The organism is Rhodanobacter sp. A1T4 (assembly GCF_014207185.1).
Taxonomy (GTDB): Bacteria; Pseudomonadota; Gammaproteobacteria; order Xanthomonadales; family Rhodanobacteraceae; genus Rhodanobacter.
The window spans coordinates 575,208-596,488 of sequence record NZ_JACHCP010000002.1; the positions used below are offsets into that span (position 1 = coordinate 575,208).

24 protein-coding genes, 1 tRNA gene and 1 pseudogene are annotated in these 21,281 nt (G+C 57.0%); 10 read left to right on the forward strand and 16 right to left on the reverse strand.

The window, feature by feature from the left end; all coding sequences use genetic code 11:
- Positions 1-69 precede the first annotated feature (69 nt).
- Complete coding sequence (locus tag HDE80_RS05870; RefSeq protein ID WP_184668700.1) at positions 70-348, forward strand: oxidative damage protection protein; 279 nt, start codon at positions 70-72, stop codon at positions 346-348.
- Positions 349-419: 71 nt separating this feature from the next.
- Positions 420-495, forward strand: a tRNA-Phe gene (locus HDE80_RS05875).
- Positions 496-738: 243 nt separating this feature from the next.
- On the opposite strand, the gene HDE80_RS05880 is transcribed toward HDE80_RS05875, so the two are convergent.
- The 3 genes from HDE80_RS05880 to HDE80_RS22340 form a co-directional block, all read right to left on the reverse strand.
- Positions 739-1,059 (reverse strand): hypothetical protein, encoded by a 321-nt coding sequence (locus tag HDE80_RS05880; RefSeq protein WP_184668702.1) that lies wholly within the window; start codon positions 1,057-1,059, stop codon positions 739-741.
- Between the two features lies 1 nt (position 1,060).
- Complete coding sequence (locus HDE80_RS05885) at positions 1,061-1,399, reverse strand: hypothetical protein (RefSeq protein ID WP_184668704.1); 339 nt, start codon at positions 1,397-1,399, stop codon at positions 1,061-1,063.
- A 332-nt stretch (positions 1,400-1,731) separates the two neighbouring features.
- Positions 1,732-2,010 (reverse strand): helix-turn-helix transcriptional regulator, encoded by a 279-nt coding sequence (locus HDE80_RS22340; RefSeq protein WP_184668706.1) that lies wholly within the window; start codon positions 2,008-2,010, stop codon positions 1,732-1,734.
- A gap of 108 nt (positions 2,011-2,118) precedes the next feature.
- On the opposite strand from HDE80_RS22340, the gene HDE80_RS05895 reads away from it, so the two are divergent.
- Entirely contained in the window at positions 2,119-2,565 is a 447-nt protein-coding gene (locus HDE80_RS05895) for a hypothetical protein (protein ID WP_184668708.1), read from the forward strand.
- A gap of 750 nt (positions 2,566-3,315) precedes the next feature.
- Here HDE80_RS05895 and HDE80_RS05900 read toward each other — a convergent pair.
- From HDE80_RS05900 to HDE80_RS05955, 13 genes and pseudogenes are all read right to left on the reverse strand, one after another.
- Positions 3,316-3,546 (reverse strand): hypothetical protein, encoded by a 231-nt coding sequence (locus HDE80_RS05900; protein WP_221437432.1) that lies wholly within the window; start codon positions 3,544-3,546, stop codon positions 3,316-3,318.
- Positions 3,543-3,755 carry a hypothetical protein gene (locus tag HDE80_RS05905; RefSeq protein WP_184668712.1) on the reverse strand — a complete coding sequence of 71 codons (213 nt, stop codon included), beginning with the start codon at positions 3,753-3,755 and terminating at the stop codon, positions 3,543-3,545. The genes HDE80_RS05900 and HDE80_RS05905 overlap by 4 nt, the downstream gene beginning before the upstream one ends.
- Before the next feature lie 232 nt (positions 3,756-3,987).
- On the reverse strand, positions 3,988-5,103 hold the full coding sequence (locus HDE80_RS05910) for an AAA family ATPase (protein WP_184668715.1): 1,116 nt from the start codon (positions 5,101-5,103) through the stop codon (positions 3,988-3,990).
- Complete coding sequence (locus HDE80_RS05915; protein WP_184668717.1) at positions 5,100-5,552, reverse strand: virulence-associated protein E; 453 nt, start codon at positions 5,550-5,552, stop codon at positions 5,100-5,102. The genes HDE80_RS05910 and HDE80_RS05915 overlap by 4 nt, the downstream gene beginning before the upstream one ends.
- Entirely contained in the window at positions 5,549-5,779 is a 231-nt protein-coding gene (locus HDE80_RS05920) for an AlpA family phage regulatory protein (RefSeq protein ID WP_184668719.1), read from the reverse strand. The genes HDE80_RS05915 and HDE80_RS05920 overlap by 4 nt, the downstream gene beginning before the upstream one ends.
- 98 nt (positions 5,780-5,877) lie before the next feature.
- Positions 5,878-6,453: a hypothetical protein gene (locus tag HDE80_RS05925; protein WP_184668721.1), complete on the reverse strand. Its 576-nt coding sequence runs from the start codon at positions 6,451-6,453 to the stop codon at positions 5,878-5,880.
- Between the two features lie 110 nt (positions 6,454-6,563).
- Positions 6,564-7,778 carry an integrase arm-type DNA-binding domain-containing protein gene (locus tag HDE80_RS05930; protein ID WP_184668723.1) on the reverse strand — a complete coding sequence of 405 codons (1,215 nt, stop codon included), beginning with the start codon at positions 7,776-7,778 and terminating at the stop codon, positions 6,564-6,566.
- Between the two features lie 404 nt (positions 7,779-8,182).
- Complete coding sequence (locus HDE80_RS05935) at positions 8,183-8,494, reverse strand: 2-hydroxyacyl-CoA dehydratase (protein ID WP_345776414.1); 312 nt, start codon at positions 8,492-8,494, stop codon at positions 8,183-8,185.
- Between the two features lie 203 nt (positions 8,495-8,697).
- Positions 8,698-9,564 (reverse strand): OmpA family protein, encoded by an 867-nt coding sequence (locus HDE80_RS05940; RefSeq protein WP_184668725.1) that lies wholly within the window; start codon positions 9,562-9,564, stop codon positions 8,698-8,700.
- Positions 9,565-9,841: 277 nt separating this feature from the next.
- Positions 9,842-10,558 carry an OmpA family protein gene (locus HDE80_RS05945; protein ID WP_184668727.1) on the reverse strand — a complete coding sequence of 239 codons (717 nt, stop codon included), beginning with the start codon at positions 10,556-10,558 and terminating at the stop codon, positions 9,842-9,844.
- Positions 10,559-10,741: 183 nt separating this feature from the next.
- Positions 10,742-13,207 (reverse strand): YadA family autotransporter adhesin, encoded by a 2,466-nt coding sequence (locus HDE80_RS05950; protein WP_255483613.1) that lies wholly within the window; start codon positions 13,205-13,207, stop codon positions 10,742-10,744.
- A gap of 969 nt (positions 13,208-14,176) precedes the next feature.
- Positions 14,177-14,296, reverse strand: a pseudogene (locus HDE80_RS22140) (ESPR-type extended signal peptide-containing protein); the annotation flags it as partial.
- A gap of 298 nt (positions 14,297-14,594) precedes the next feature.
- On the reverse strand, positions 14,595-15,608 hold the full coding sequence (locus HDE80_RS05955; RefSeq protein ID WP_255483591.1) for an AraC family transcriptional regulator: 1,014 nt from the start codon (positions 15,606-15,608) through the stop codon (positions 14,595-14,597).
- A gap of 575 nt (positions 15,609-16,183) precedes the next feature.
- Between HDE80_RS05955 and HDE80_RS05960 the strand changes: the two genes are divergently transcribed.
- From HDE80_RS05960 to HDE80_RS05990, 7 genes are all read left to right on the forward strand, one after another.
- Positions 16,184-16,831: a DUF2968 domain-containing protein gene (locus tag HDE80_RS05960; RefSeq protein WP_184668733.1), complete on the forward strand. Its 648-nt coding sequence runs from the start codon at positions 16,184-16,186 to the stop codon at positions 16,829-16,831.
- A 267-nt stretch (positions 16,832-17,098) separates the two neighbouring features.
- Entirely contained in the window at positions 17,099-18,361 is a 1,263-nt protein-coding gene (locus tag HDE80_RS05965) for a molybdopterin molybdotransferase MoeA (protein WP_255483592.1), read from the forward strand.
- Positions 18,362-18,423: 62 nt separating this feature from the next.
- Positions 18,424-19,419, forward strand: coding sequence for a GTP 3',8-cyclase MoaA (moaA, locus tag HDE80_RS05970; RefSeq protein ID WP_255483614.1), 996 nt, complete (start codon positions 18,424-18,426; stop codon positions 19,417-19,419).
- Positions 19,420-19,899 carry a cyclic pyranopterin monophosphate synthase MoaC gene (moaC, locus tag HDE80_RS05975; RefSeq protein ID WP_184668737.1) on the forward strand — a complete coding sequence of 160 codons (480 nt, stop codon included), beginning with the start codon at positions 19,420-19,422 and terminating at the stop codon, positions 19,897-19,899.
- Positions 19,896-20,498, forward strand: coding sequence for an NTP transferase domain-containing protein (locus HDE80_RS05980; protein ID WP_184668739.1), 603 nt, complete (start codon positions 19,896-19,898; stop codon positions 20,496-20,498). The genes moaC and HDE80_RS05980 overlap by 4 nt, the downstream gene beginning before the upstream one ends.
- Positions 20,495-20,737 carry a MoaD/ThiS family protein gene (locus HDE80_RS05985; protein ID WP_184600874.1) on the forward strand — a complete coding sequence of 81 codons (243 nt, stop codon included), beginning with the start codon at positions 20,495-20,497 and terminating at the stop codon, positions 20,735-20,737. Before HDE80_RS05980 ends, HDE80_RS05985 begins: the two co-directional genes overlap by 4 nt.
- Complete coding sequence (locus tag HDE80_RS05990; protein ID WP_184668741.1) at positions 20,734-21,189, forward strand: molybdenum cofactor biosynthesis protein MoaE; 456 nt, start codon at positions 20,734-20,736, stop codon at positions 21,187-21,189. Before HDE80_RS05985 ends, HDE80_RS05990 begins: the two co-directional genes overlap by 4 nt.
- Positions 21,190-21,281 lie beyond the last annotated feature (92 nt).

The window sequence follows — 21,281 nt, forward strand, 5'->3', positions numbered from 1 at the left end:
GGCGCACCCCTTGCACCAAATATCTTCCATAACTGTTGTCTGCAAAGCCGTAACCGCCGAGGATCACCCATGAGCCGCACCATTCACTGCAGCAAGCTCGACATCGATGCCGAAGGTATGGATTTCGCGCCATGGCCTGGTCCCTTGGGTCAACGCATTTATGCGGAGATTTCAAAGCCCGCGTGGCAACAATGGCTGAGCCATCAGACCATGCTCATCAACGAATACCGCCTCAACCCGCTCGATCCGAAAGCGCGTAAGTATCTCGCCGAAGAAATGGAGAAATTCCTGTTCGGCGGCGACTTCGCCAAACCCACTGGCTACGTCACTCCTGATACTGAGTCTTGACGAAAACCCGCGTATTCGGTTTAATGCGCGGCTCTACATGGAACGAACAACCCGCGCGGTTGTGTATCTTCGGCCGGGTAGCTCAGTTGGTAGAGCAGGGGATTGAAAATCCCCGTGTCGGCGGTTCGATTCCGTCCCCGGCCACCATGTAGATAGGGCAAGCGGTTGATACTTAACCGCTTTATCCCTCAACCATCTGAAACATACCCACAGTTCTACCCTCAAACATTTTTCGGCGCCAGATCTTCGGCTCGACGCTGAATTGGCCCAAAGTCATTCGCTCAACTGCGAAGCTTGCGGATTGCGGATGCGCGCAGCGCCTAACAAGCTTTAATCACCCAACAAAAAACCCGCGCATGGCGGGCTCTCGGGATTACGTGAGGTTATGGGTCATTTGAAAATGAATGGCCACGCCCATTTAAGAGCTGCACCAAGGACGATCAGCAACAAAGCGCCGAGGATCGTCCACTGCACGTTACTCACTACGCGCAGAAGCTCCGCGCTGGTCGGCATGTGCGACAGCCGTTCCTCGATACGCCCAGCTGATACCTTGATGGCACCCAGGTCAGCATCTATGCGCTCCACGGCGCGGTCCAATCTGTCGATGCGCTCTTTCATACCGTCATCATGGGGTGGCTCATTGCCGCCTGCAAGTCCCGAAGGGTGATTTTCGTTGTCTCCATAGCTTCCGAGCTTGTGCAAAGTTCCCATGTCAATCCTTCATCATCTCGGCGTAGCGAGTGGTTTTAAGCCATTGCATGACGGCGGCTAGGGCCATCATCCATATTGTTCCGCAATTCGAGCAGGAGAGCATGATGACCGGAGTGAACAAATCTACGTCAACCCGACTCTCATTTTTTGCCGCAGGTATTCCATTACCTCCTACCTCCGGACTCGAATAAACGAACCAGCCCTCGTTCCCACAACGGTGGCACTTTATGTCGGTAATTCCTTTGGCTTTATGGAACTCCTCGAGCATTTCCGACGAAATGTACGGCAGATCCGTCAATCCAGAAAGCGCGTTCTTATAACCCTCAGCATCCATTTCCATCAGTTTCCCCAGATCCCGATCTAGCGCAAATCGCGCTCGTTGAATATAGATACTTGCCCTGTATTGCACATCATCGCATGAGACGGCAGCCGTCTACCCTGCAGCCATGCCCCGACAACCCAAACGCGCTAAATCCTTTTCGTTCGATCTGCTGGCCGACTGGTCAGCCGTTGCAGCGCCCCTGGATGCTCACAACAACCACCTAGGTTGGGTGCTGCATGGGACGGCTATCCGATGCACGAATGGTATCGGCCTACGCAATCTGAGGCTGTAGGTGATTTCCGAAGACGACGTAAGACGCTTGAGCCCATTGCGTTGAGAGTGGTTCAGCCTTAGCCGCCGCTCGTCCGCTTTTTGACTCGCCTCTGAACTGGCGCGTCATCCATTTTCTCGGCCAACTCGCGCGCGAGAATAAAAACTTGATCTAGCGATTGCGACAGCTCGGCAGCAAGTCGCTGCATTGACTTGAGTGAAGGATTGCGCCGTCCCCGCTCTATCCCGCTGACGTAGGTTCGATCTAACCCAGCCCGGAACGCTAGCTCCTCCTGACTTAAATCAATGCTTTCCCGCAACAAGCGAAATGCGGGACCAATGTAAGGGGTGATATCCACTCCCTTACGTTCACTTGATGTGGACTATGAAACCACGGACTATGAGTCACGTTACTTATAGCAATCGCAGGCAGACAGGTGGGCGGCAGCCCTCAAGAGTGGGGAGACATGGCAGCTACACGTTGGAAAATTCCCCTGACTGATTCAGGAACGATGCAGAACATCTTTCGATGGCCTTGGTATTGGAGATATCCAATCGCCTTCGGCGGTGTGTTTCTATCGACAGCTTTTTATGCATGGCTCGATCACAACCAAGGAGGAGCTTTCGTCCCTCCTATTCTGGGAGGCATCGGCGTTTTTGTTTCCCTTTGCGCAGCATGGGAACTGCTTTTGCTTCTCGTAGGATGCGCACTTTTGTGGTTTATCTACGCAGAAATCAGCGACGCAAATTGGCATGTTTCGCCGGAGCGGGGGTTGCTGATAATGGCGGCCGCATGGGGGATTTATCTACTGATTAAGCTAGACGAGATGAATAAAACAATTGCCCAGCTCAAGCATCAGCAATCGATGATGGAGATGGACATTCATAACCTTCAACAAAGGCGCAGGATATGAAACCCGTGATCTTAGCCTTAGGTCTAATTTTGGCCACCGGCGCAGTTGGTGCCGGGACAAGAAACCCGCACCAAAGTGCCTACGCCAGTCACGTTGACGGATACTCGAAGCGCAACGGAAACCGGGTGGCGCCATCGAACCGCTCGCGTGCCGACGGCAGCAAGACTAATAATTTCTCCTCAAAGGGAAACGTAAACCCGTATACAGGCAGGGCCGGAACGAAAAAAACATACGGCCATTGACTGCTCCCTAATAACCAAAGTCATTCGCGCGCCCACGCGCGGGCGAAGCGTAGAGAAACCCAGCGAGGCATGCATCTAATCAGCAACGGAGCGCTTTGGAAGGTTCGCTGCGACCTTCGCCTTACCCTCTGCGGTGCGCGGCCCTGTTGAATGGCCGCCATGCCATTTACAACGGCGCTTGCCCGGTACGCTCAGCGCGGTACAGGGCTGGCCATCGCTACGCCGTCGACCGCCGCAAGGCACACGCATATGCGCTGCTAGCCAAGCATGCTTCTGTAGGTAGGCCGCCGCCCAAACAGGCAACCCAGCTAAGTCATTCGCCCGCGCGCGTACTGGTTCAAAAATTCGCTTTGCCGTCATTTTTGCCTCTAACTTGATCGCGCGCGCGGAAACCGCCTAAATCAAAACTGATCGCTTTCCTGGTGCGTTTGTCTGCAGACCTGTTCTATCTAACGGCGGTATAAGGAGATTCACGAGCTGACTCAGTTCGTCTGTAAATCATTGTTATTTATTCCGGAAGCTCGCCAGCGGCGATCAGCACCAGCGCATCAATCACTCTGGAATAGTCGCCCCGCTGTGCGCCGATAATGCGCAAAGCTTCATCACTGGGGTAGTAGTCGATGCGTGGGTACAATTTCCGGCTCTCGCGCTGCTGCGCCAACTTTCGAGCCTTACGCCACACTTGCCAGTCGGCGTGGTCGGCAGCCGTCACGAGGGGTAAGCCCGGTTGCCATGTCATAAGGCCACCGACGGACGCGGAATATAGCCACCGGCCTTGCGCACAAAACACCACGGGCAGCCCAGCGCACGCGGCCAATGGTCGACCACCGGCAACACCTCGGCAATGCTCGGATGTATCCAGACCGGGCCGCACAGTTCGCAGTGCATCGCCGCCGTGTCGCCAGCCGGTACACGTCCGGCATGTCGGTCGTCGGTGTCGCGCTGCATCGACTCAAGTGCAGCAAGCTGGCAAGCGTCTAACCGTTTTAGTGCATCAGTCGCACCAAGCGCACCAGACGCACCAGAAACGGCACTTGGACACGCACCATGCGCAGGTTCTTTTGGTGCGCGGCCATTCCCTTGCAAAACGTTATCTGCAAGAACCTTGAGCGATGTTTTAGGGCTTTGGTGCGTTGGTGCATTCTTTGGCGGTGCACCCGCGCACCAGGTTCCGTTCGGGTCAGTCATCATCACAGTTCCCCCGTTTCGGCGTGGGCTTTTTTTTCGGCTTTGGCTTCGGGATGTAACGGCCCGCGTCTTTTGCCTTGTTCAGTGCGCGCACTACGGTCGAATGATTCACACCCAGCTCGCTGCCAATCTCGCGCATGGTCAGACCCAGCCCAGCCAACTCGATCATTTGCTCCTCGCTGGCATCGGATACCGCTCGCGTCGCCCATGTCTGGTTCCCGTCAGGCAGCGTGGTAAGCGCGGCCTCGAAGGGAGACACATCCTGCCCATAGAGTGCGCGGGCTTTCTCGAAGTGAACCTCGAACCGTGCGCCCTGATCGGGTTCGTAATCAGCGGGCTTGCGCAGCGCAATGACGGTGTCGAGAACGTCTTCGCGCTTAGACGTGCCGCGTTGCTGGCCTCCCTTGCCGGCGTGGTGAACGAAAACAACGCTAAGACCTTGCGAGCGCATTTGTAACGCCCACTCCTGGACCGGCTGCCAGCTCTCTCCCTCGTTCTCTTTGCCACCACGTACAAGACAGCTCAAGTTGTCCACGATAATCACGCGGGCATTACCTAGAGCCGCGGTGACGGCTTCCCGACCTTCCGGCCGATATAGGTTAGGCATCACGCCATCCTCTTGCAGGTCGGGCGTGACAAACCGCAGGTATCCGTCCGCTGCCTCGCGTTCATTGCTGGCGATAATCGTGGCAACGCGAGCTTTCAGATCCGCGCCCGGCATCTCACCATCCAGATACAGCACAGGCGTTTGCACCGTCGCCTTCCAGCCCAGGAACTCGCCACCCGATGCGAGCGCGTATGCAACGCCTAGCGCCATGTGCGTTTTGCCGATGCCGCGCGGCGCGTAAATCATCGCGAGCGACTGGGTCGTGAGCCACGGCTTCAGCAGCTTGTCGCGCGGCGGAAAACTTTCGGACAAAAGCCCTGCAGCATCTACCGCCACGACCTTACGCGGCAGCCTCTCCTCGTGGTGCGCTGGTGCGTTCATAGGATTTGCACCATTGCACCAAGGCGAACCCACGGTACGTTCGACAGTGGCCAAGTCGCGTTCGGCGCGTTCATCCAGACTGCGGATGCTGGCGGGAAGTGGTTCCGCGGCGGGCGTCATACCAGCACCTCGCGAGCGGTGTCGATTCGATCAATAGCGAGCGCCAGCCGTTCGGCATCGGTATCGTTCAACACGAGGCCGGCTGCAAGGTCATGCGCGGCGATACTGATAACTTTCGCCTCTCGACCTACGACGCCAAGTGCCGCACCCCATCCCGCTTGCTTGAACGCTTGTTGCGCTGCGCGCCGACCTTCGGGGGTTGTATCGCGGATGCGTTCGGGGAACAGGTCACCCATCTGCAAGCCGACAGCATCGAGAATCGCAGGGGTGTCGTGGCAACTGAAACAGGTCACAAGCAACGCGCCGTTGTTACCCTCACCTACGCTCAGCTTGCGAGACTTGCCGCCACAAACCGGACAGCATGCGCGCCACCCCTTGGCGGTCTTTTGGACCCCATCAAGACGTGCCAGCAGCAGAACAGATGGGGCCAAATTAGGAGGTGCACTCATTCCGCGGCCTCCTGAGCGTCCATCCACGCTCGTATATCCTCACACTTCCAGGCAGTGACGCGCTGGCTGAGTTTTAGAGGTTTTGGAAATTTTTTATCCGCTATCCAACGCCAAAGTGTGCTGGCTCCTATAGGAAGGATGCCGGCGATTGGTGGCTCAGCTTTCGGGTTGCCCAAAAGCTGGGCTTGACGCAAAAAGCCTGTAATGGGTATGGCGTTTGGTTGCATGAAGTGGCTCCAATCAAGACCCGGCGGGCCTTGTTGGAAGCCTATTATTCACATGCAGAGCAATCCGAGGCGCAGCCGCTAGCGGTTGCGCTTAAGCGCTAGCGATTGGACGTTTTCCGAAACTTAGCAACCCACCTCCTGATGCCGTCATAAGTTGTGTTATTCACTTTAGAAACTGTTTCCCCTGCAAAGCTTTTAACCGCACCCCGCCTTGTTCTTTCACGTAAAGGAAGCCGATTCCACAGCTCCAAAACTGTCGCCTCGGCTTCTGCCTTATCAGCGTTTGTAAGTGCTGCACCAGCACTTTTCCTGCTTGATGCATGGTTAGCCGCCTTGTCGAGCGTCTTAACGGTTCCGGCCAATTTTCTTTTTATTTCGCTGTTTTGAATACCGATCGCGACCCGGTTTGCATCCCCGTGTATGAGCATTCCCATAAGGTGAGATGCGAGTAAAAGCATATTTTTAGCGTGAACGCGTAATTCTTTAGGGGACATTTCGTCTATGTCTGATGCTCCCTTAGCGACCATTTCATGACCGATCATCTTTAGCACCAAAGTTCGGCTTTGATTTTGGTCATGCAGGCGCAATGCATCAGCAACTTGCGTCGCGTTCTCCTCGATAAGAGCCGCAAACAAGACGTCATCTCCTGTCGATGCACTTTTTTTTGCGGCCATAGCGCAGACCCTTGCCCTTTCAAAAGGAGCCGCATCCGCCTGAGAAAGTGTCAGGGTTTCGGGGATAAGCCTAGACGCGGCGTTGAAATGGTCAATCTCGTGATTGGCCTTTACCGACGCGCTCGGCGTCTAATTGGTATGACGTCCGCGCCTGACCGCTTCGAGTCGACCAAGTCGGCCCAGCTCTGCAGCAAGTCGCGGCGTTCGTCGATATACGCCGCGCGGTGGTAGGCCGCACGCACTTTGTCCTTTGCTACGTGCGCTAGCGCGCGCTCGATGACGTCGGGCTGATGCCCGAGCTCGTTCATCGTCGTGCTAAAGGTGGCCCGGAAGCCGTGTGCGGTAATGTCGCCAGTTTCGTATCCCATGCGCCTAAGCATCATCAGCAACGCATTCGCCGTGAGCGCCTGTTTCGGCTTTGATGGACTCGGAAACACGAGGTCACCGCCGCCTGTGAGAGGACGCATGCGCTCCAGCAACGCTAGGGCTTGGCAACTTAGCGGCACCAAGTGGTCAGCGTCCATCTTCATGCGGTCTGCGGGTATGGTCCACACTTCGGCGTTGAAATCGACCTCAGACCAGCGCATGCCCCGAATCTCGCCCGATCGGCTGGCTGTGTAAACCAGTAGCTCAAGTGCCGCTTTCGTTTCGGGGTAGGTAGCCACCGCGTCGAGGCGGCGCAGGAAGTCAGGCATCTGATCGAGCTTGAGCGCAGCGTGGTGCTGCACGCGTTTGGTGCGGATCACTCCAGTAAGCTCGCGGGCTGGGTTGCTGTCAGCACGCAGCGTACGCACAGCAAGCGCAAAGACAGCTGTCATCCGTTGCAACGCCCGGCGAGCCATGTCGAGGGCTTCGCGTTTCTCGATGCGCTTTGCAATCGCCAACACCTCGGCCGGCGAGATGTCCCTGACAGGCCTATCGCCAATGGACGGAAAGATGTCGATCTTGAATTGCGACTCGACGCGGGACATGTGCGATACGCGCCACGTTGCCCGGTGGATGTCTAGCCATTCCTCAGCGACAGCGCGGAACGTGTTCCCCGCGGCGACTTGGGCCTGAGCCTTGGCCTGTTTACGAAGAGCGGCCGGGTTCTGGCCTGCACGTAGCTTGGCTCGGGCATCCTCGCGCTTCGCGCGGGCATCAGCGAGCGACACGTCGGGCCATTGGCCTAGGCTGAGCATTTGCTCCTTGCCGGCGTACCGGTAGCGCAGTCGCCAGAACTTCCCGCCGTCTGGCTGCACAAGCAGGGTCAAGCCATTGCCGTCCGCCACCTTATAGGCACGTTCGACAGGTTTAGCGTTCTTGATCTGCAGCAGATTGAGCATGCGGGTAACCCCTTGCGAGTTACCCTCAATTTACCCACAAAGGTTGAGGGACACAATGGGCTTACATGGGATGGCTTGATTCCATCGATAGCCAGTAAATAGCTTGGTTACGCCGTTTTATTACCTTGCCGACTGTTCCATAGCGTCCCATCCCGACCCATGAAAACACCAGTTAGTTAGCGTCCCCGGCCACCATGTAGAACAATGACTTAGCCTACTCTATCGAGTGGGCTTTTTCGTTTTGCGGCCCTCTCGGAGTGGCTGTTTTGAACCGCCCGTTTAGGGGCCTAGTCCACAAACAAGGGCACCGAGCTACGGGTATTGCCCCATTAAAATATGTAGTAGCCGCTCTTTTTCGTCGAGCGATGTGCCATCGGACGGTCTACGGCAGTTCCGAATACCACCTATCTTTTCTTGAGACGCTTTTCCTCTGCAGCTGCAATGAGCTGCTGCAGATACGTTATCCCGTCCTCTTCAGGAAAGAATGCCACTACATCTGCCACGGTGAGCCCATACCTTCTCTTCAAAGTAAGAAATTCTGCCTTGGCATGATCCAGTCTGGACATCTGTGGTGTCTTCGAAGACTTCGGATCAGATTGGCTATCCAGCGCGGCTAATTCTTCCTGAAATTTTTTGAAGGCGTCTTTTGAAACGGTCATAGCAGAATTGGGGTAGTCAGCATGGAAAGCTATTGTCCCACAGGGTGCGAAAGCCAAGGTCGCTTCTGAGGTTTCCTGGCGGAAAAGGGGCTCACAATGCAATTTCGCCCCATATTCTTCGATCTGTCTGCGACTGTAGTTTTACCATCGCTGATTTCACCCTTACTTCTTGTAACCGGTGGGTCAAGCTGCCGGCTTTCGAAAAACCGCCGAAGTTTGGCGTGACGCGTTTGAGATCCTGAGCGGACCTGATTGGCGGATTACTTTTGTCGAGTATTACCGGAAAGTTCCACGCGTCGATTCGGCGATAAACATGCAATCAGCGCAGTACGATCTTTGTCGGTGCATTTGGCCACCGGCTTGGCGCTCCCTCGTCCATCGCTATGGATCGCTGATGCGGAAACGCCGCCCTGGATAAGATAGCCCTGCACTGATTTTGCGCGTTGTTTGGACAGCAGCAGGTTGGCTTGGCTGTTGCCGATGCGATCGGTGTAGCCGACCACCAGAATATCTTCCATCTGGCTGGCTACCAGAACCTCTTGCATGAACTGACCAAGGCTCTCACGTCCGCCTTCCGTCAAATCAGCGCTATTGAACGCAAACAGAGCATCCGCCGATAGACGTATCGGTTCATTGGGCAGTGCCACCATGGCCGCTGGCGCCGCAACGGCTTGCGCTATCGGAGCGGCAGCTTCTGGTTTATCCACAATGAACTTGCACGACTCTGGCTTCCAATGCGTTGCCTGCACGTGATGCTTGTCGTCAAAAACAATCTGGTACTGGCAACGGGAAAAATCAGCCTCACCATCTTCTCGGCGGAAATTCAGAATGTAGTTCCACTGCTTTACACCGAATACACCCTCATCGAAATGCGGCGCACCCAGCAATTTGTAGAGCTGATTTTTTGTCATGCCGAGCGTGACTTGCCGAAGGTTTTCCGGACTGATGAAAGCACCTTCGGGCGCGGTGGATTTGACGGGATCCGGGAACGCAACTTCCCCCTGCACGCTGCTGGCAACAGGCGTGTGATTCGATAACGTGCTGCAACCTGCAATCAGCAGCAGCCATGCGCAAGCTACCGGCAATACTTTCCAAGGGTGCAATTTAAGCACTCGAATGACATTCATCAGCACCCCTGCCAAAGATAATTGCGCGTTTCCGTGCTCAATATCTCACTATTACGCACTGACGCCAATCGATAGTGCGTAATCAGCACGAATATCGACCCATTTAGTTATTCATTGACCTTGGTAAGAGCCCGTCCAAAGTTAGTCGGCACGAAAATGGCGCGATATATGCCATCGCACTGTGGTTTTCTGCCATTACACAAGACTGTGCTGAAGACACCCGCACGCCAAATCGGCGTAATCCCAGGGGCGGCTCATCGCAACGAGCTGAAAACAATCAGGGGCGCGCGACGCCCGATAGCTCGACGCGACGGTTGGGCGACAGGCATTTGATCAATGCGGCGTGATTGGCGTCAGAGCATTGCACTACCGGGTCGGCATTACCCTTACCCGTGCTGTGCATCGCCGTTGCAGGGACGCCGCCCTCGGCGAGATAGCGCTGCACCGCATCTGCGCGACGCTGGGAGAGCGACAAATTGTAGCTATCGCTGCCGATGCGATCGGTGTAGCCGACGATCGAAATATCCTCGACCTGGCTCGCCTGCTGTATGCGCTGCAGGAATTGACCAAGATTCTGCCGGCCGTCATCGGTCAAATCCGCACGGTTGAACGCGAACAAAGCATCCCCCGACAGCCGGATTGGCTCTTGCGGCAAAGGTGCAGCGACGTTTGCCACTGCTGCGGGTGCGGCCGCTGGGGTGTCGAGTTCGGATTTGCAGGATTCCGGCTTCCAGTAAACGGCTTGCGAGTGGTGGTCTTTGCCAAAAACAACTTGGTACTCACAGCGGGAATAGTCAGCCACTCCTCCTGCATTACGAAAATCGAAGATATAGGTCCACTTTCTCACTTCAAAGACGCCCTCGTTGAAGTCCGGTGCTCCAAGCAAGTCGTAAAGCTGGTCTTTGGTCATGCCGGGCTCGACTTTTCTGAGGTTCGCCAGATTGACGAAGGTACCTTCAGGTCTGGTGGCCTTGGCTGGATCAGGAAAAGTCACCCCTTCCGTAGCACCGCTGTCTGCAGCAGCATGCCTGGGCACCTTGCTGCAGCCGACAATCGCCAGTAACCCGGCAAAGACGACTGCCAGAGCTTTCCATCCGTGCGCTTGAAACCGTGGCATCTTGCACCCCCCAGATAACTATCGATAAGAGTTAGCGTTGGCTTGGGCTTGCATCGGGCATTACCACTGCATGCCAGCGCCAATCGACATGCCGCCGTCTCCGCGGGTATCGACAGATCCAGTCAACTTGTAGACCCAACGCCCACCTTCGGAGATGGTTGAGACACCGACGGCAATGCTGGACTCACTTCGGAACGTGCCTGCCGCGACAGCAGCCATGCTCTTTCCAGGCTCATAGGCTTGCGGCAAGCCGGCCATCGCCATGGCTGCTGCAACGCCTGCGTTGGCCCGATTGCCTACCTGCTGGATCTCACTGCTGAGCGCGCCAACACGCTGATCGGTGTAGCTGCTCGCCCAGTTTTCCGCCTGCTGCACGCCCGTATTCACCTGCCCCACATTCGCCGCATCGGTATCTGACGTCCCTGCAGCAACATTGGTGATCTGTCGCTCGCCACCAGCGGTACCTACAGAAACCGTATTATCCCTATTGGCAAGAGACCCCGCGCCCAGCGCCACGGAATTGTCCGCAGTGGCTGATGCGCCATTACCCACCGCCACACTATTGGCTCCACTGGCGCTAGCCACTGGGCCGATCGCAACACTGTTCGTGCCGCCCGCTGTGGCACCACCCAGCGTGGAATTTACCTGGACGTATTTACTGTTTCCGCCGCCGCCCTGCGTGGTGAGACTGTTGAAGTCGTTGTACAGGCTGTAATTGCTGTACATGTTGCTAGCGTTCTGAGTCCAGTTCCACAGCTGCGAACCATTCACGGCATCCGTACTGGTTGCTGTTTCGGCGCCTGCAGCGACGTTCGTGATACCGACAGGCGCGCCACTTCCATTGCCAGTAAGGGTAATCGTATTGGTTGGATTGCCAGAGGCGTCGGCATCGTAGAGCACGGCACGATTGCTCGTACCGCCGCCGCCAGCCGTCGATACGGCCTCCAACTGCGCCAGGTTCACCGCATCATCCGGAGCGGAGCCCGCCGCAACACCGGTGATCTGACGATTGCCCACGTTCAACTCGCCGGCCGATGTCTGGGGCGCCGAGAGACCGTAGGCGGTGTAGTTGACAAGTGCGCCCACGACGGTTGCCGATCCGGCACCCAGCGCGATGCTATTCGCAAAGCTGGCATTGGCGCCGTCGCCAACCGCAAGCGCGTCCGCACCGGACGCCACGGCGGTTGGACCGGCCGCTATTGCATTGGTGCCCGTGGCCTGAGATGCGGCCAGCGTGGAGTCGACGGCGTAATACTTGCTACCAGCCGAATTATTGATGTCGTTGTAGAGACTGGTATTGCTGTACTGATTGGCGGGATTCAGCGTCCAGTTCCACAGCTGCGCCCCATTTACGGCATCGGTGCTTGTCGAACTCACGGCACCTTGATGGAGGTTGGTCAGGGTGGTTCCATTGGTCACTCCGCCATCCGTGCTGGTTACGCCCGCTAGCGTAACGCTGGTATGCGTTGCGGTGTCGTATTGCACTGAATCGCTCGTGTCAGCAGCGACAACACCTTCCAATTGGGCCACGTTCACTGCATCAGTTGCCGCACTGCCAGGCGCCACATTGGTGATCTGTCGCTCCTGACCAGGCGAGCCAATCGAAACTTCACCAGCCGAATTCTGGAGTGCGGTAAGCCCATAAGCCGTGTAATTGGCCAACGGTCCGCGATTGGCTATGGACTGGTAGCCGAGCGCCACACTATTGACTGCATCCGATGTCGCCTCCGCACCGAGAATCGTCTGTGCATTCGCGGTGCCCGAGGCCGAATCGCCAATCACGACCGAGTGCCCGAGGCGCGCCTCGTAATCGGCTGTCGGCACACCGGTGGGATCCGTGGCATCGTTGACGCCATTACCCGGGAATGCCGTATCGGCATTCACCAGCGGCAAGGTGTGGCTGGCGTTGGTGCCGATCACGACCTCTTTCGAACCGTTCGCGGTAGCACCGTCACCGACCAGCACCTGATAATCCTGAGCCGCATTGATGCCGTAGCAGGCCACCTGAACCACCAGCGCATTCAGACAGGTTGAAGCAAATGCCGGCGCCGCATTCGGCAAGAGGAGACCGAGCACTCCACTGGGGTTGCCGTTGTTGATGTTGTAGATATAGCTGTTGGAAGTCACGCCGCCCAGCAGGGTGAGATGTGAATTCTCACCCGTGCCGCCTACCAGCGCGCCAGTGGTCGATGTCAGAAGGGTACCCACAGGATTAAGCGTGAGCAGAGGAATGCCCAGGACACTGACAACGGAATAGCCCTGGCTGAAATTGGAATTGATGACTTGCAGGGAACCGTTGCTCACATAACCGTTGCTGCTGGAGAAAAGACTATTGGTCGTGGTGCCGAGCAGTTGGCTCGCCGCTCCCACGAGACCGCCATTACCAACGATAAGGCCAGTAGGCAAACTACTTGGCGTTGGAAACACTGGCACGGCCGCAGTCACCGGTGCCGCCTGCGAAACTGGAGCTTCCAACGACGACAGCGACGTGGCCGTTGCAACCGAACTCAGCGGTGAGAATGCCAAGGGAGATACGCCGGTCGGAGATGCGTTCGCAGCAGCAACTTCTGATGTATCGGTATCGTCAAAAACATCCGTGGATTTGGTCTGCCCCGTATCATTGGCATCAGTGCGATGCTTAAGGCGACGATCGGCGACCTCACTCGTCGAAGCCATCGGACCTGACAAGCTGCTCTTCAACGCCGCATCCGCAACTACACTCGCTGCGATGGACGCTTTCGGTACCGGTGTCGACGAGGTGGCCGTTGTCGGAGGCGTTGACGCAGCGGTCGCTGCAAGACTCAAGGAAACGGGAGGTATCGCCTCGACCAAACCTACCTTGTCCGTCGCAGCAACCGTTAACGCAACCGGCTGCTCTGGCCGCTTGATAGCCGGGACCGGTGCGGCAACGTCAATAGCCTGCACGTCACTCGGACTATCTTGGGTTTTTGTAGTACTCGACTGCTGCGCCAGTTGAGCGCCTACAACCTGCGTAAGCTTTCGATCAGTCGTGTCAGCTGCCTGAAAAACAGAACCCTGCGCACTGTTCGGGCTCGCTGATGGGGTCGCTACGGCCGACTGTAGCTGCTGTTGTGATGCAACTGATGCTTTGGCGAAGACGACTGGCGTCCGACTTGCCACGGTCGACGGAATATCCGCCAATGCGGGGGTAGCCGCGGCAGTGTGGGCTTCACGAGTGGCCGCTGACGCAATCCCGGACTGGACGACTGCGGCATGTTTCTTCATTGCGGTTGGCAGTGCAGTGGCAATCGGAGCTTCGTTCGAGACAGAGCTGTTGTTGGCTGCAATCCCGCTGGAGGCCACCACCTGAGTCGGGGCTGCGCTGGCGTGGCTGGTATCGTATTTCGTAATCAACAGCTGCAAGTCATCCAGCTTTGCATCGCCAGCCGATTGAGCCGATACACCTGATGCGAACAACATGCCACTTGCGCCGATAAGCGCAACTAGCAACAACCTGCTTGTCGATCCAGGCGTGCGTCGATCGATCTTGCCTGCGCCGCTTGATGAGCTGCCGTGGCAAGAGGAAGCCAGCTCCGACGCTACCACCAGAATCTTGCGCGAATGGCACCAAACCAGCCGATATATACGATTCATTTGCTGCCCCTGATCACTTATCGATGCAAGACGGCGGAATAGCCTCTGTGCAAATGGAAGAGCACCCTATGCGACTCCCATTCGGCGAAACTTGATATGACGCACTCATGCTCTATCGGAGTGCAAATTGCGACTCGTCGATAAGCCGATTCGGCAAGAGACTAGACAAATTCGGCATGCGGGCGGCAAGGCGGCAGAAGAAAAGCATTCGCTGACCACAACATCACCATCGAACACTTCAGCCGAATGAAAACCAGCCACAAGAATTTGGCCAAACTTTTAAATCTGGACTCCAAATTCAGCCACAGGCCATTTCATGCGCTCCAAGAGATGACGTGAACTCACCCGGAGGTGCGCGCATCAACGTGTCGCGTGGCAACTCGCCGAACGTATGTCGGTAGTGATCGGCGAAGCGGGAAAGGTCCCATAGTCCACAGCTCAATGCGACGGATTTCACCGAACGCCGACTGGCATCGGCGACAGACAACGCCCGGAATGCCGTACAAAGCCGCAGCATGGACAGGTAGCGATTGGGCGACAGACCTAACAGATCGTCGAATGCATAGCGCAAGGCGCGCTCGCTTACTCCTGCAGCGGCGCACAATTCATCGAGATAGATCACGCGCCGCATGTTTCCACGCATATATTGCTCGGCGCGCTGCACGATCTGATAGTGAGCGCGACGCCCTCGTGAGCACTGTGGCCGATCGTCTGCCTGCGCACTAAGGCCGGCCAGCAGGTGATTTTCCAGCAGCATATCGATCTCTTTCTCGATCACAGGATCGGATCTCACAGATCGCTGATCATGAATCAGATGCTGATGCACCTTTTCATAATGCGCGGAAAGTGTGGTTCCCTGCTGGGTACTGCTCAGACTAAAAAGAGCGAGCATTCTTGCGGGAATTTCCACATCAGGATGCACGAGCCGTGCAAATTTAAGCTGGATCTTCCGCAACGGCACCAGCATAAGAACGACGTGGCTACCGGCTCCAAAAACGAATTCGCTAATTCCGTTAGGCAAAATGGTAAACGCGGTACCTGAGCTTACCGGTGTGCCGTTGCATCCGCTCGCTTTGGTTGTGTGTTGCAAACAACCGATCACGCACCAGTCGGCCGGAATCGTGAAACGACCTCGGAAAGAAAAATCCGTTTCGATATTACAAAAAATCGACTCTCCCACAACCTCGGAATCAATCGTCGCCCGTCGGAGGTGGGCACCGAGAACCACGGTCTCCATATCGCAGACTTTGAGAACTCCACTCAGTGATATGAGATCTTGTGGAAGCAACGCTTGAGCGTTTTCTGCAATCATGATGCCCTGCTCCATTTGGCGACCAATTCATGTAACTGGAATCGACTCCGATTAAATCTCGATCAATTTCGTTTTCCAAAAACGACATAACGAGGTTTTGTACGAATCAGGTTGATTTCGGTTGGATTGAATCCGGGTACACAGAGCCAGAATGCGCAAATTCGGCAATATTTCGCTCCTTGCAAATTTAAATGTCAACAAATGAGATTTACATCACAAAAAATAGGTGCGCTGATTTCAATTTTGCGAAATAGCTCACTTTTGTTTGGAATCTTTTGGAATTCAGAAAATAAAGATGCAAATCATTTGCAAGCATAAACCTGCGTAAGTAACCAACCATCAAAACCAGACAAGTCGATCGTCACTGCAGCCTCTGCATGCCAGCAAGCGCTACTTGACCCACCGTACCGCACCATTAGACTGCGAGTGTTGGGCCGCACGTGTGAGCCCTTTGGCAACCGCAGACCTGGTTTCGTCGCTGGTTGTCACTTGGCCAGTAACGCAAGGGGTTGAATCCGATGATCGGCAGCGAGAACGTTCGGCGGTTCTTGAGGTTATTGATTGCACTGACTTTTATGGCTGCTTCAGCGTGCACCACCCAGGTGCACCCTTCCAAGGCACCAAATGTCCAGACGCCACCTGCCCAAAACAACGCTTCGGGCGGAACAGTGTTTTACCTTCACCAGTTGATGGATAGCCGTCAGCTGACTCAGCTGCGTACCACGTTCAACGGCACCTACGGCGCGACACTGTTCTTTCAGCCGGAAAAGCTCAGTTACTACGTCGCAATGTTTCACAGCGACGTGTACTGGCGTGTCATCCAGACCGATTCGGAGACGGATGCCGAATCCATCTATCGTGCTTTTTCGCAACAGTCGGAAAAGCTGGCCGAGGTGGATATTGACGCGATGCGCCTCAAAGCCGGCAATATCTACGCTGAGCGGATGGTCGCGATGAATCAACAGCGACTGCAGAACCTGCAGCAGGATGCCAGCCTTCGGCAGCAGCAGGCACAGCAAGTAGCAGTACAGCAGCAACAGGCCCAGCAGCAGGCCATAGCTCTATCCAACGATTTGCGTAACAACAGCAATCAGCTCGATGCGGTGAAGGAGCGTATTCGGGCACTCGAAGCACAGCAGGCCAATCCGGAGCTGATTCTGCCAACGCCGCCACAGCAAGCCGCGGCGGCCAATCCACCAGCTCAAAGCACTCCGTCGAACTGACTCTGTTTGCGGGTCGCCCAACTTGTATTTTAACGCGATGGCCACCAAACGCTTCGCTATGGCGCCGGTATCGATGGAGCTGGACGGGGAATGTAGGCACTGAGCTGAACCAGCTTCGCTTCAACACGGTCCGTTCGATGCACCTTGCGCGCTGCGTGAAACATCGGCACTTTTCTACGACTCCGCTCCATCGCCTGCACCGGCATTACCCGGCGTCTTCCGACTTATCATGACGTAACTCGGCGGCTTCACACGTCGAATGTTTCCATGCGCCCGTTGCGCGACGAACCCGTTCACGATGAGCTGATGCCAGACCACTCCATGACCACCATGATTTCTGTCAGCGAGGCGGAAGCGCTGATTCGCTCACGCTTGGCCAGATTCCCGACCGAGTCACGGCCGATCGATAGCGTTGGCGGTGCCATCTTGCGCGAACCCATCATCGCCGAGCGTGACCAGCCCCCCTTCGACCGGGTAACGATGGACGGTATGGCTATCCGCTTCGACGATTTCGCGCACGGCACTCGCCGCTTCGCCGTGACAGGCATGCAAGCAGCCGGCATGGCACCGATCTCGATGAATCAAAACAATGCATGCATTGAGGTCATGACCGGCGCGGTGATGCCCGAGGGCTGCGATACGGTGATTGCGGTAGAACAGACCCGGCGCAATGGATCGCAGCTCACGATCTCGATCGATCATCACCCCCGGCAAGGGCAATTCATTCACCGCCGTGGCAGCGATTGCCGTGCCGGTGAAACGCTCATCGAAGCCGGCGCGACACTGCGGGCACCGGAGATCGCCGTGATTGCCGCCAACGGCTGTAAGGTAGTGACCGTATCTCGACAGCCACGGGTAGCCATTCTTGCCACCGGCGACGAGCTGGTGGATGTGGACGCTCCGATAGAGACTTGGCAGATCCGCCGATCGAACGATCGTGCGCTCGCCGCATTGCTCGCCAGCCGTGGTCTGTACGATGTCCGGCTTGAGCATGTGGTTGACGATCGCAATCTGCTGAAGTCATCGATCGAGCAACAATTGAGCACGCGCGATGTGTTGATTCTGTCCGGCGGCGTATCGATGGGCCAACGCGACTTCGTACCCGATGTATTGCGCGAGCTCGGCGTCGAGCGCGTCTTTCACAAGATCGCTCAACGTCCAGGCAAACCGATGTGGTTTGGTATCGGGCCGCAGGGCCAGATGGTGTTTGCACTACCCGGCAATCCGGTGTCGGCGCTGGTATGTGGCACACGCTATGTGCTGCCAGCGCTGCTGGAGGCAATGGGGCATGTAATGGCGCCACCTCAGCGTGTCCGTTTGGCCGCGCCGATGGATTTTGCCGCGGCTCTGACATATTTCGTGCCGATCCAGCTGCAGCCGGATGCCTCGGGCATGCCTGCAGCCATGCCGTTGCCACCGCAGACTTCGGGCGACTTTTCAGCGCTCACGCAAACTGATGGCTTTATCGAGCTACCCGCCGACGAGCAGCACTTTCCCGCCGGTTTCATCGCCACCTACTATCCTTGGTAGAAATGAACAACGCCGACTCCCTGCCTGACACGCTGCGCGCCAAGCTCGTTGCACCATTGGACATGCTTGGCCGACAGCTGCACGACCTGCGCATTTCGGTAATGGATCGCTGCAACTTCCGCTGCCCGTACTGCATGCCGGAGGCGAAATACAGCAAGGATTTCGCTTTTCTGCCGAGCGCCGAACGGCTCGATTTCGACGAGATCGTGCGCCTGACCAGGCTGGCCTCCCTGCTCGGCGTGCGCAAGGTACGCATCACCGGCGGTGAACCGCTGTTGCGGCCCAACCTGGCCGAACTGATCAGCGAGCTTCGATCTATCGAGTCGATTACCGACATCGCCCTGACCACCAACGGCGTGCTGCTGGGCCAACAGGCGCCCTCACTGATGGCAGCGGGCTTGAATCGCGTCACGATAAGCCTCGATTCGCTCGATCCCGCCGTGTTCTCGATCATGAATGGCGGACGCGGCGAACTGCAGCGCGTACTGAAAGGCATCCGTGCCGCCGCTGATGCGGGATTGACTCATTTGAAGGTCAATACGGTTGTGCAGCGCGGCGTCAATGATCACACCCTGCTCGACATGCTCGACTATTTTCGCGGCAGCGGCATCGTAGTGCGCTTCATCGAATTCATGGATGTGGGCAATCTCAACCACTGGTCGATGGCCGAAGTAGTGCCGTCCGCGGAATTGCTGCAACAGATCGAGCAGCGCTGGCCACTGGAAGCGCTGCCAGGGAACTACAAAGGCGAAGTTGCACAACGTTATCGCTACCGCGATGGCCAGGGCGAGATCGGTTTCATCTCGTCAGTCACGGCACCTTTTTGCGGCGCCTGCACCCGTGCACGCATCTCTTCGGATGGCTCGCTCTATACCTGCCTGTTTGCCGAACGCGGCATGGATCTGAAGACGCCGCTGCGCAGCGGCGCCTCGGATGAGCAACTGCTCGACATGATGCGTAACGCCTGGCTACAGCGCACGGATCGCTACAGCGAAGAACGCGCCACGCCGCAAGCTCACCATCACAAGAAAATTGAAATGTATTTCATCGGAGGCTGAATGCTCTCGCACGTGGGATCGGACAACCAGCCGCGCATGGTCGACGTCGGCGCCAAAGCCGCAACGCAGCGCGTGGCGCGCGCGCAGGCACGGGTGTTGCTACCTGCTGACGTGGCGGCACAACTGCGCGAGGCCGGCCACATGACGCCGAAAGGTCCGGTACTGACCACCGCCAACCTGGCCGGCGTAATGGGCGCCAAGGCCACGCCACAATTGATCCCACTATGCCATCCACTGATGCTGCAACGCTGCCATGTGGATATCACCGTCGAGGACAACGAGATCGTAATCGTCTGCGAAGTCGCCTGCCACGGCATCACGGGCGTGGAGATGGAGGCGCTGACCGGCGCCAGCATCGCGGCGCTGACGGTGTACGACATGTGCAAGGCGATGTCGCACGACATAGTGATCCGCGACGTGCGCCTGCTGCACAAGTCAGGCGGCAAACGCGATGTAGATGCAGGGACTGGCCGGTCATGAATGCATCGACCGATTCAACAACAACCGTCTACGGCCTCGTACTCAGCGGTGGTGCCAGCCAACGCATGCAGCGCGACAAAGCGCTGATCGACTACCACGGCGAACCGCAACTGCTGTGGACTTACCACCTGCTGGCGTCGGTGCTCCCCCGTGTATTCATTTCGATACGCAACGATCAGCGCAATGAACCGTTACGCCGCGAGCTGCCGCAGATCGTCGATGCCTATGAAGATGCCGGCCCAGCGGCCGGCATCCTGTCCGCGCAGGCGCTTTATCCCGACGTCGCCTGGCTGGTCGTTGCCTGCGACCTGCCCCGACTGGATGCTGCGACCTTGCAGCATTTGCTGCAAGCGCGCGATCCGAAACGCGAAGCCACCGCTTTTGTCAGCAGTCATGATGGGCTTCCTGAGCCACTGTGCGCTTTATGGGAACCGGCCAGCCGCGCCAAGCTTCTCGCACGCGTCGAGGAGGGTCGGAGCTGCCCACGCAAAGCGCTGATTCAGGGCGACACGCAATTGCTGCAACCCTACGCGGCCGATGCGCTGGACAACATCAATACGCCCGAAGAACTGGCCACACTGCGAGCCACACTGCCATGACATCCGTTACCGTCGAATACTACGCACAACTGCGTGAGCAGGCCGGGCAAGGCCGCGAAACCATCACCAGCGATGCCGATTCGCTCGCCGCGTTATATGGCGAACTGCGCCAGCGGCACGGCTTCCGGCTCGATATCGCACAGCTGAAAGTCGCCGTGAACGCGCAGTTCCGTGACTGGCAGCAGGCGTTTGCCGATGGCGATCTGATCGTTTTCATTCCACCGGTGGCCGGCGGATGAGCCGCGTCACGATTGCCGCGCAGCCCGTCGATACCAATACGCTGCGAAAGGCATTGCAGCAACCCGGTTGCGGCGGTTTTTGCGTGTTCGAGGGATGGGTGCGCGAAACCAACGAAGGCCGCGAAGTCAGCGGTCTGGATTACGAGGCCTATAACGAGCTGGCGATCGGCGAAGGCGAACGCATCATCGACGAAGCCGTGCAACGCTTCGGCATCGCCGATGCGCGTTGCGCGCATCGCGTGGGCAGCCTTGCGGTCGGTGATACGGCGGTGTGGATCGGCGTGGTTTCACCGCATCGTGATGAGGCGTTCCGCGCCTGTCGCTACATCATCGACCAGGTCAAACAACGTCTGCCGATCTGGAAAAAAGAGCATTACCTGGTCGGCGAATCATCCTGGGTGGCATGCGCCCATGCCCCGGCGGACGAACACGACCATGCTCACCAAGGCTGAGTGGCAGACAAATTCAATCTACTGCACAAAGTAACCTCTGCCTCGTTCGAAACGAAATGGTTGAAGGAAGCCGTCGGATTTCGGTCGTCAAA

What these genes read in the sequence shown, in the direction of transcription:
- moaA (WP_255483614.1), top strand. Translation starts at nt 18,424, where the DNA reads ATGCTTGGCCGACAGCTGCACGACCTGCGCATTTCGGTAATGGATCGC.
- HDE80_RS05930 (WP_184668723.1), bottom strand. Translation starts at nt 7,778, where the DNA reads ATGCTCAATCTGCTGCAGATCAAGAACGCTAAACCTGTCGAACGTGCC.
- HDE80_RS05895 (WP_184668708.1), top strand. Translation starts at nt 2,119, where the DNA reads ATGGCAGCTACACGTTGGAAAATTCCCCTGACTGATTCAGGAACGATG.
- HDE80_RS05965 (WP_255483592.1), top strand. Translation starts at nt 17,099, where the DNA reads ATGCGCCCGTTGCGCGACGAACCCGTTCACGATGAGCTGATGCCAGAC.
- HDE80_RS05870 (WP_184668700.1), top strand. Translation starts at nt 70, where the DNA reads ATGAGCCGCACCATTCACTGCAGCAAGCTCGACATCGATGCCGAAGGT.
- HDE80_RS05960 (WP_184668733.1), top strand. Translation starts at nt 16,184, where the DNA reads ATGGCTGCTTCAGCGTGCACCACCCAGGTGCACCCTTCCAAGGCACCA.
- HDE80_RS05900 (WP_221437432.1), bottom strand. Translation starts at nt 3,546, where the DNA reads ATGACATGGCAACCGGGCTTACCCCTCGTGACGGCTGCCGACCACGCC.
- HDE80_RS05885 (WP_184668704.1), bottom strand. Translation starts at nt 1,399, where the DNA reads ATGGAAATGGATGCTGAGGGTTATAAGAACGCGCTTTCTGGATTGACG.
- HDE80_RS05905 (WP_184668712.1), bottom strand. Translation starts at nt 3,755, where the DNA reads ATGCAGCGCGACACCGACGACCGACATGCCGGACGTGTACCGGCTGGC.
- HDE80_RS05910 (WP_184668715.1), bottom strand. Translation starts at nt 5,103, where the DNA reads ATGACGCCCGCCGCGGAACCACTTCCCGCCAGCATCCGCAGTCTGGAT.
- HDE80_RS05990 (WP_184668741.1), top strand. Translation starts at nt 20,734, where the DNA reads ATGAGCCGCGTCACGATTGCCGCGCAGCCCGTCGATACCAATACGCTG.
- HDE80_RS05880 (WP_184668702.1), bottom strand. Translation starts at nt 1,059, where the DNA reads ATGGGAACTTTGCACAAGCTCGGAAGCTATGGAGACAACGAAAATCAC.
- HDE80_RS05985 (WP_184600874.1), top strand. Translation starts at nt 20,495, where the DNA reads ATGACATCCGTTACCGTCGAATACTACGCACAACTGCGTGAGCAGGCC.
- HDE80_RS05915 (WP_184668717.1), bottom strand. Translation starts at nt 5,552, where the DNA reads ATGAGTGCACCTCCTAATTTGGCCCCATCTGTTCTGCTGCTGGCACGT.
- HDE80_RS05955 (WP_255483591.1), bottom strand. Translation starts at nt 15,608, where the DNA reads ATGATTGCAGAAAACGCTCAAGCGTTGCTTCCACAAGATCTCATATCA.
- moaC (WP_184668737.1), top strand. Translation starts at nt 19,420, where the DNA reads ATGCTCTCGCACGTGGGATCGGACAACCAGCCGCGCATGGTCGACGTC.
- HDE80_RS05925 (WP_184668721.1), bottom strand. Translation starts at nt 6,453, where the DNA reads ATGGCCGCAAAAAAAAGTGCATCGACAGGAGATGACGTCTTGTTTGCG.
- HDE80_RS05920 (WP_184668719.1), bottom strand. Translation starts at nt 5,779, where the DNA reads ATGCAACCAAACGCCATACCCATTACAGGCTTTTTGCGTCAAGCCCAG.
- HDE80_RS05980 (WP_184668739.1), top strand. Translation starts at nt 19,896, where the DNA reads ATGAATGCATCGACCGATTCAACAACAACCGTCTACGGCCTCGTACTC.
- HDE80_RS05940 (WP_184668725.1), bottom strand. Translation starts at nt 9,564, where the DNA reads ATGAATGTCATTCGAGTGCTTAAATTGCACCCTTGGAAAGTATTGCCG.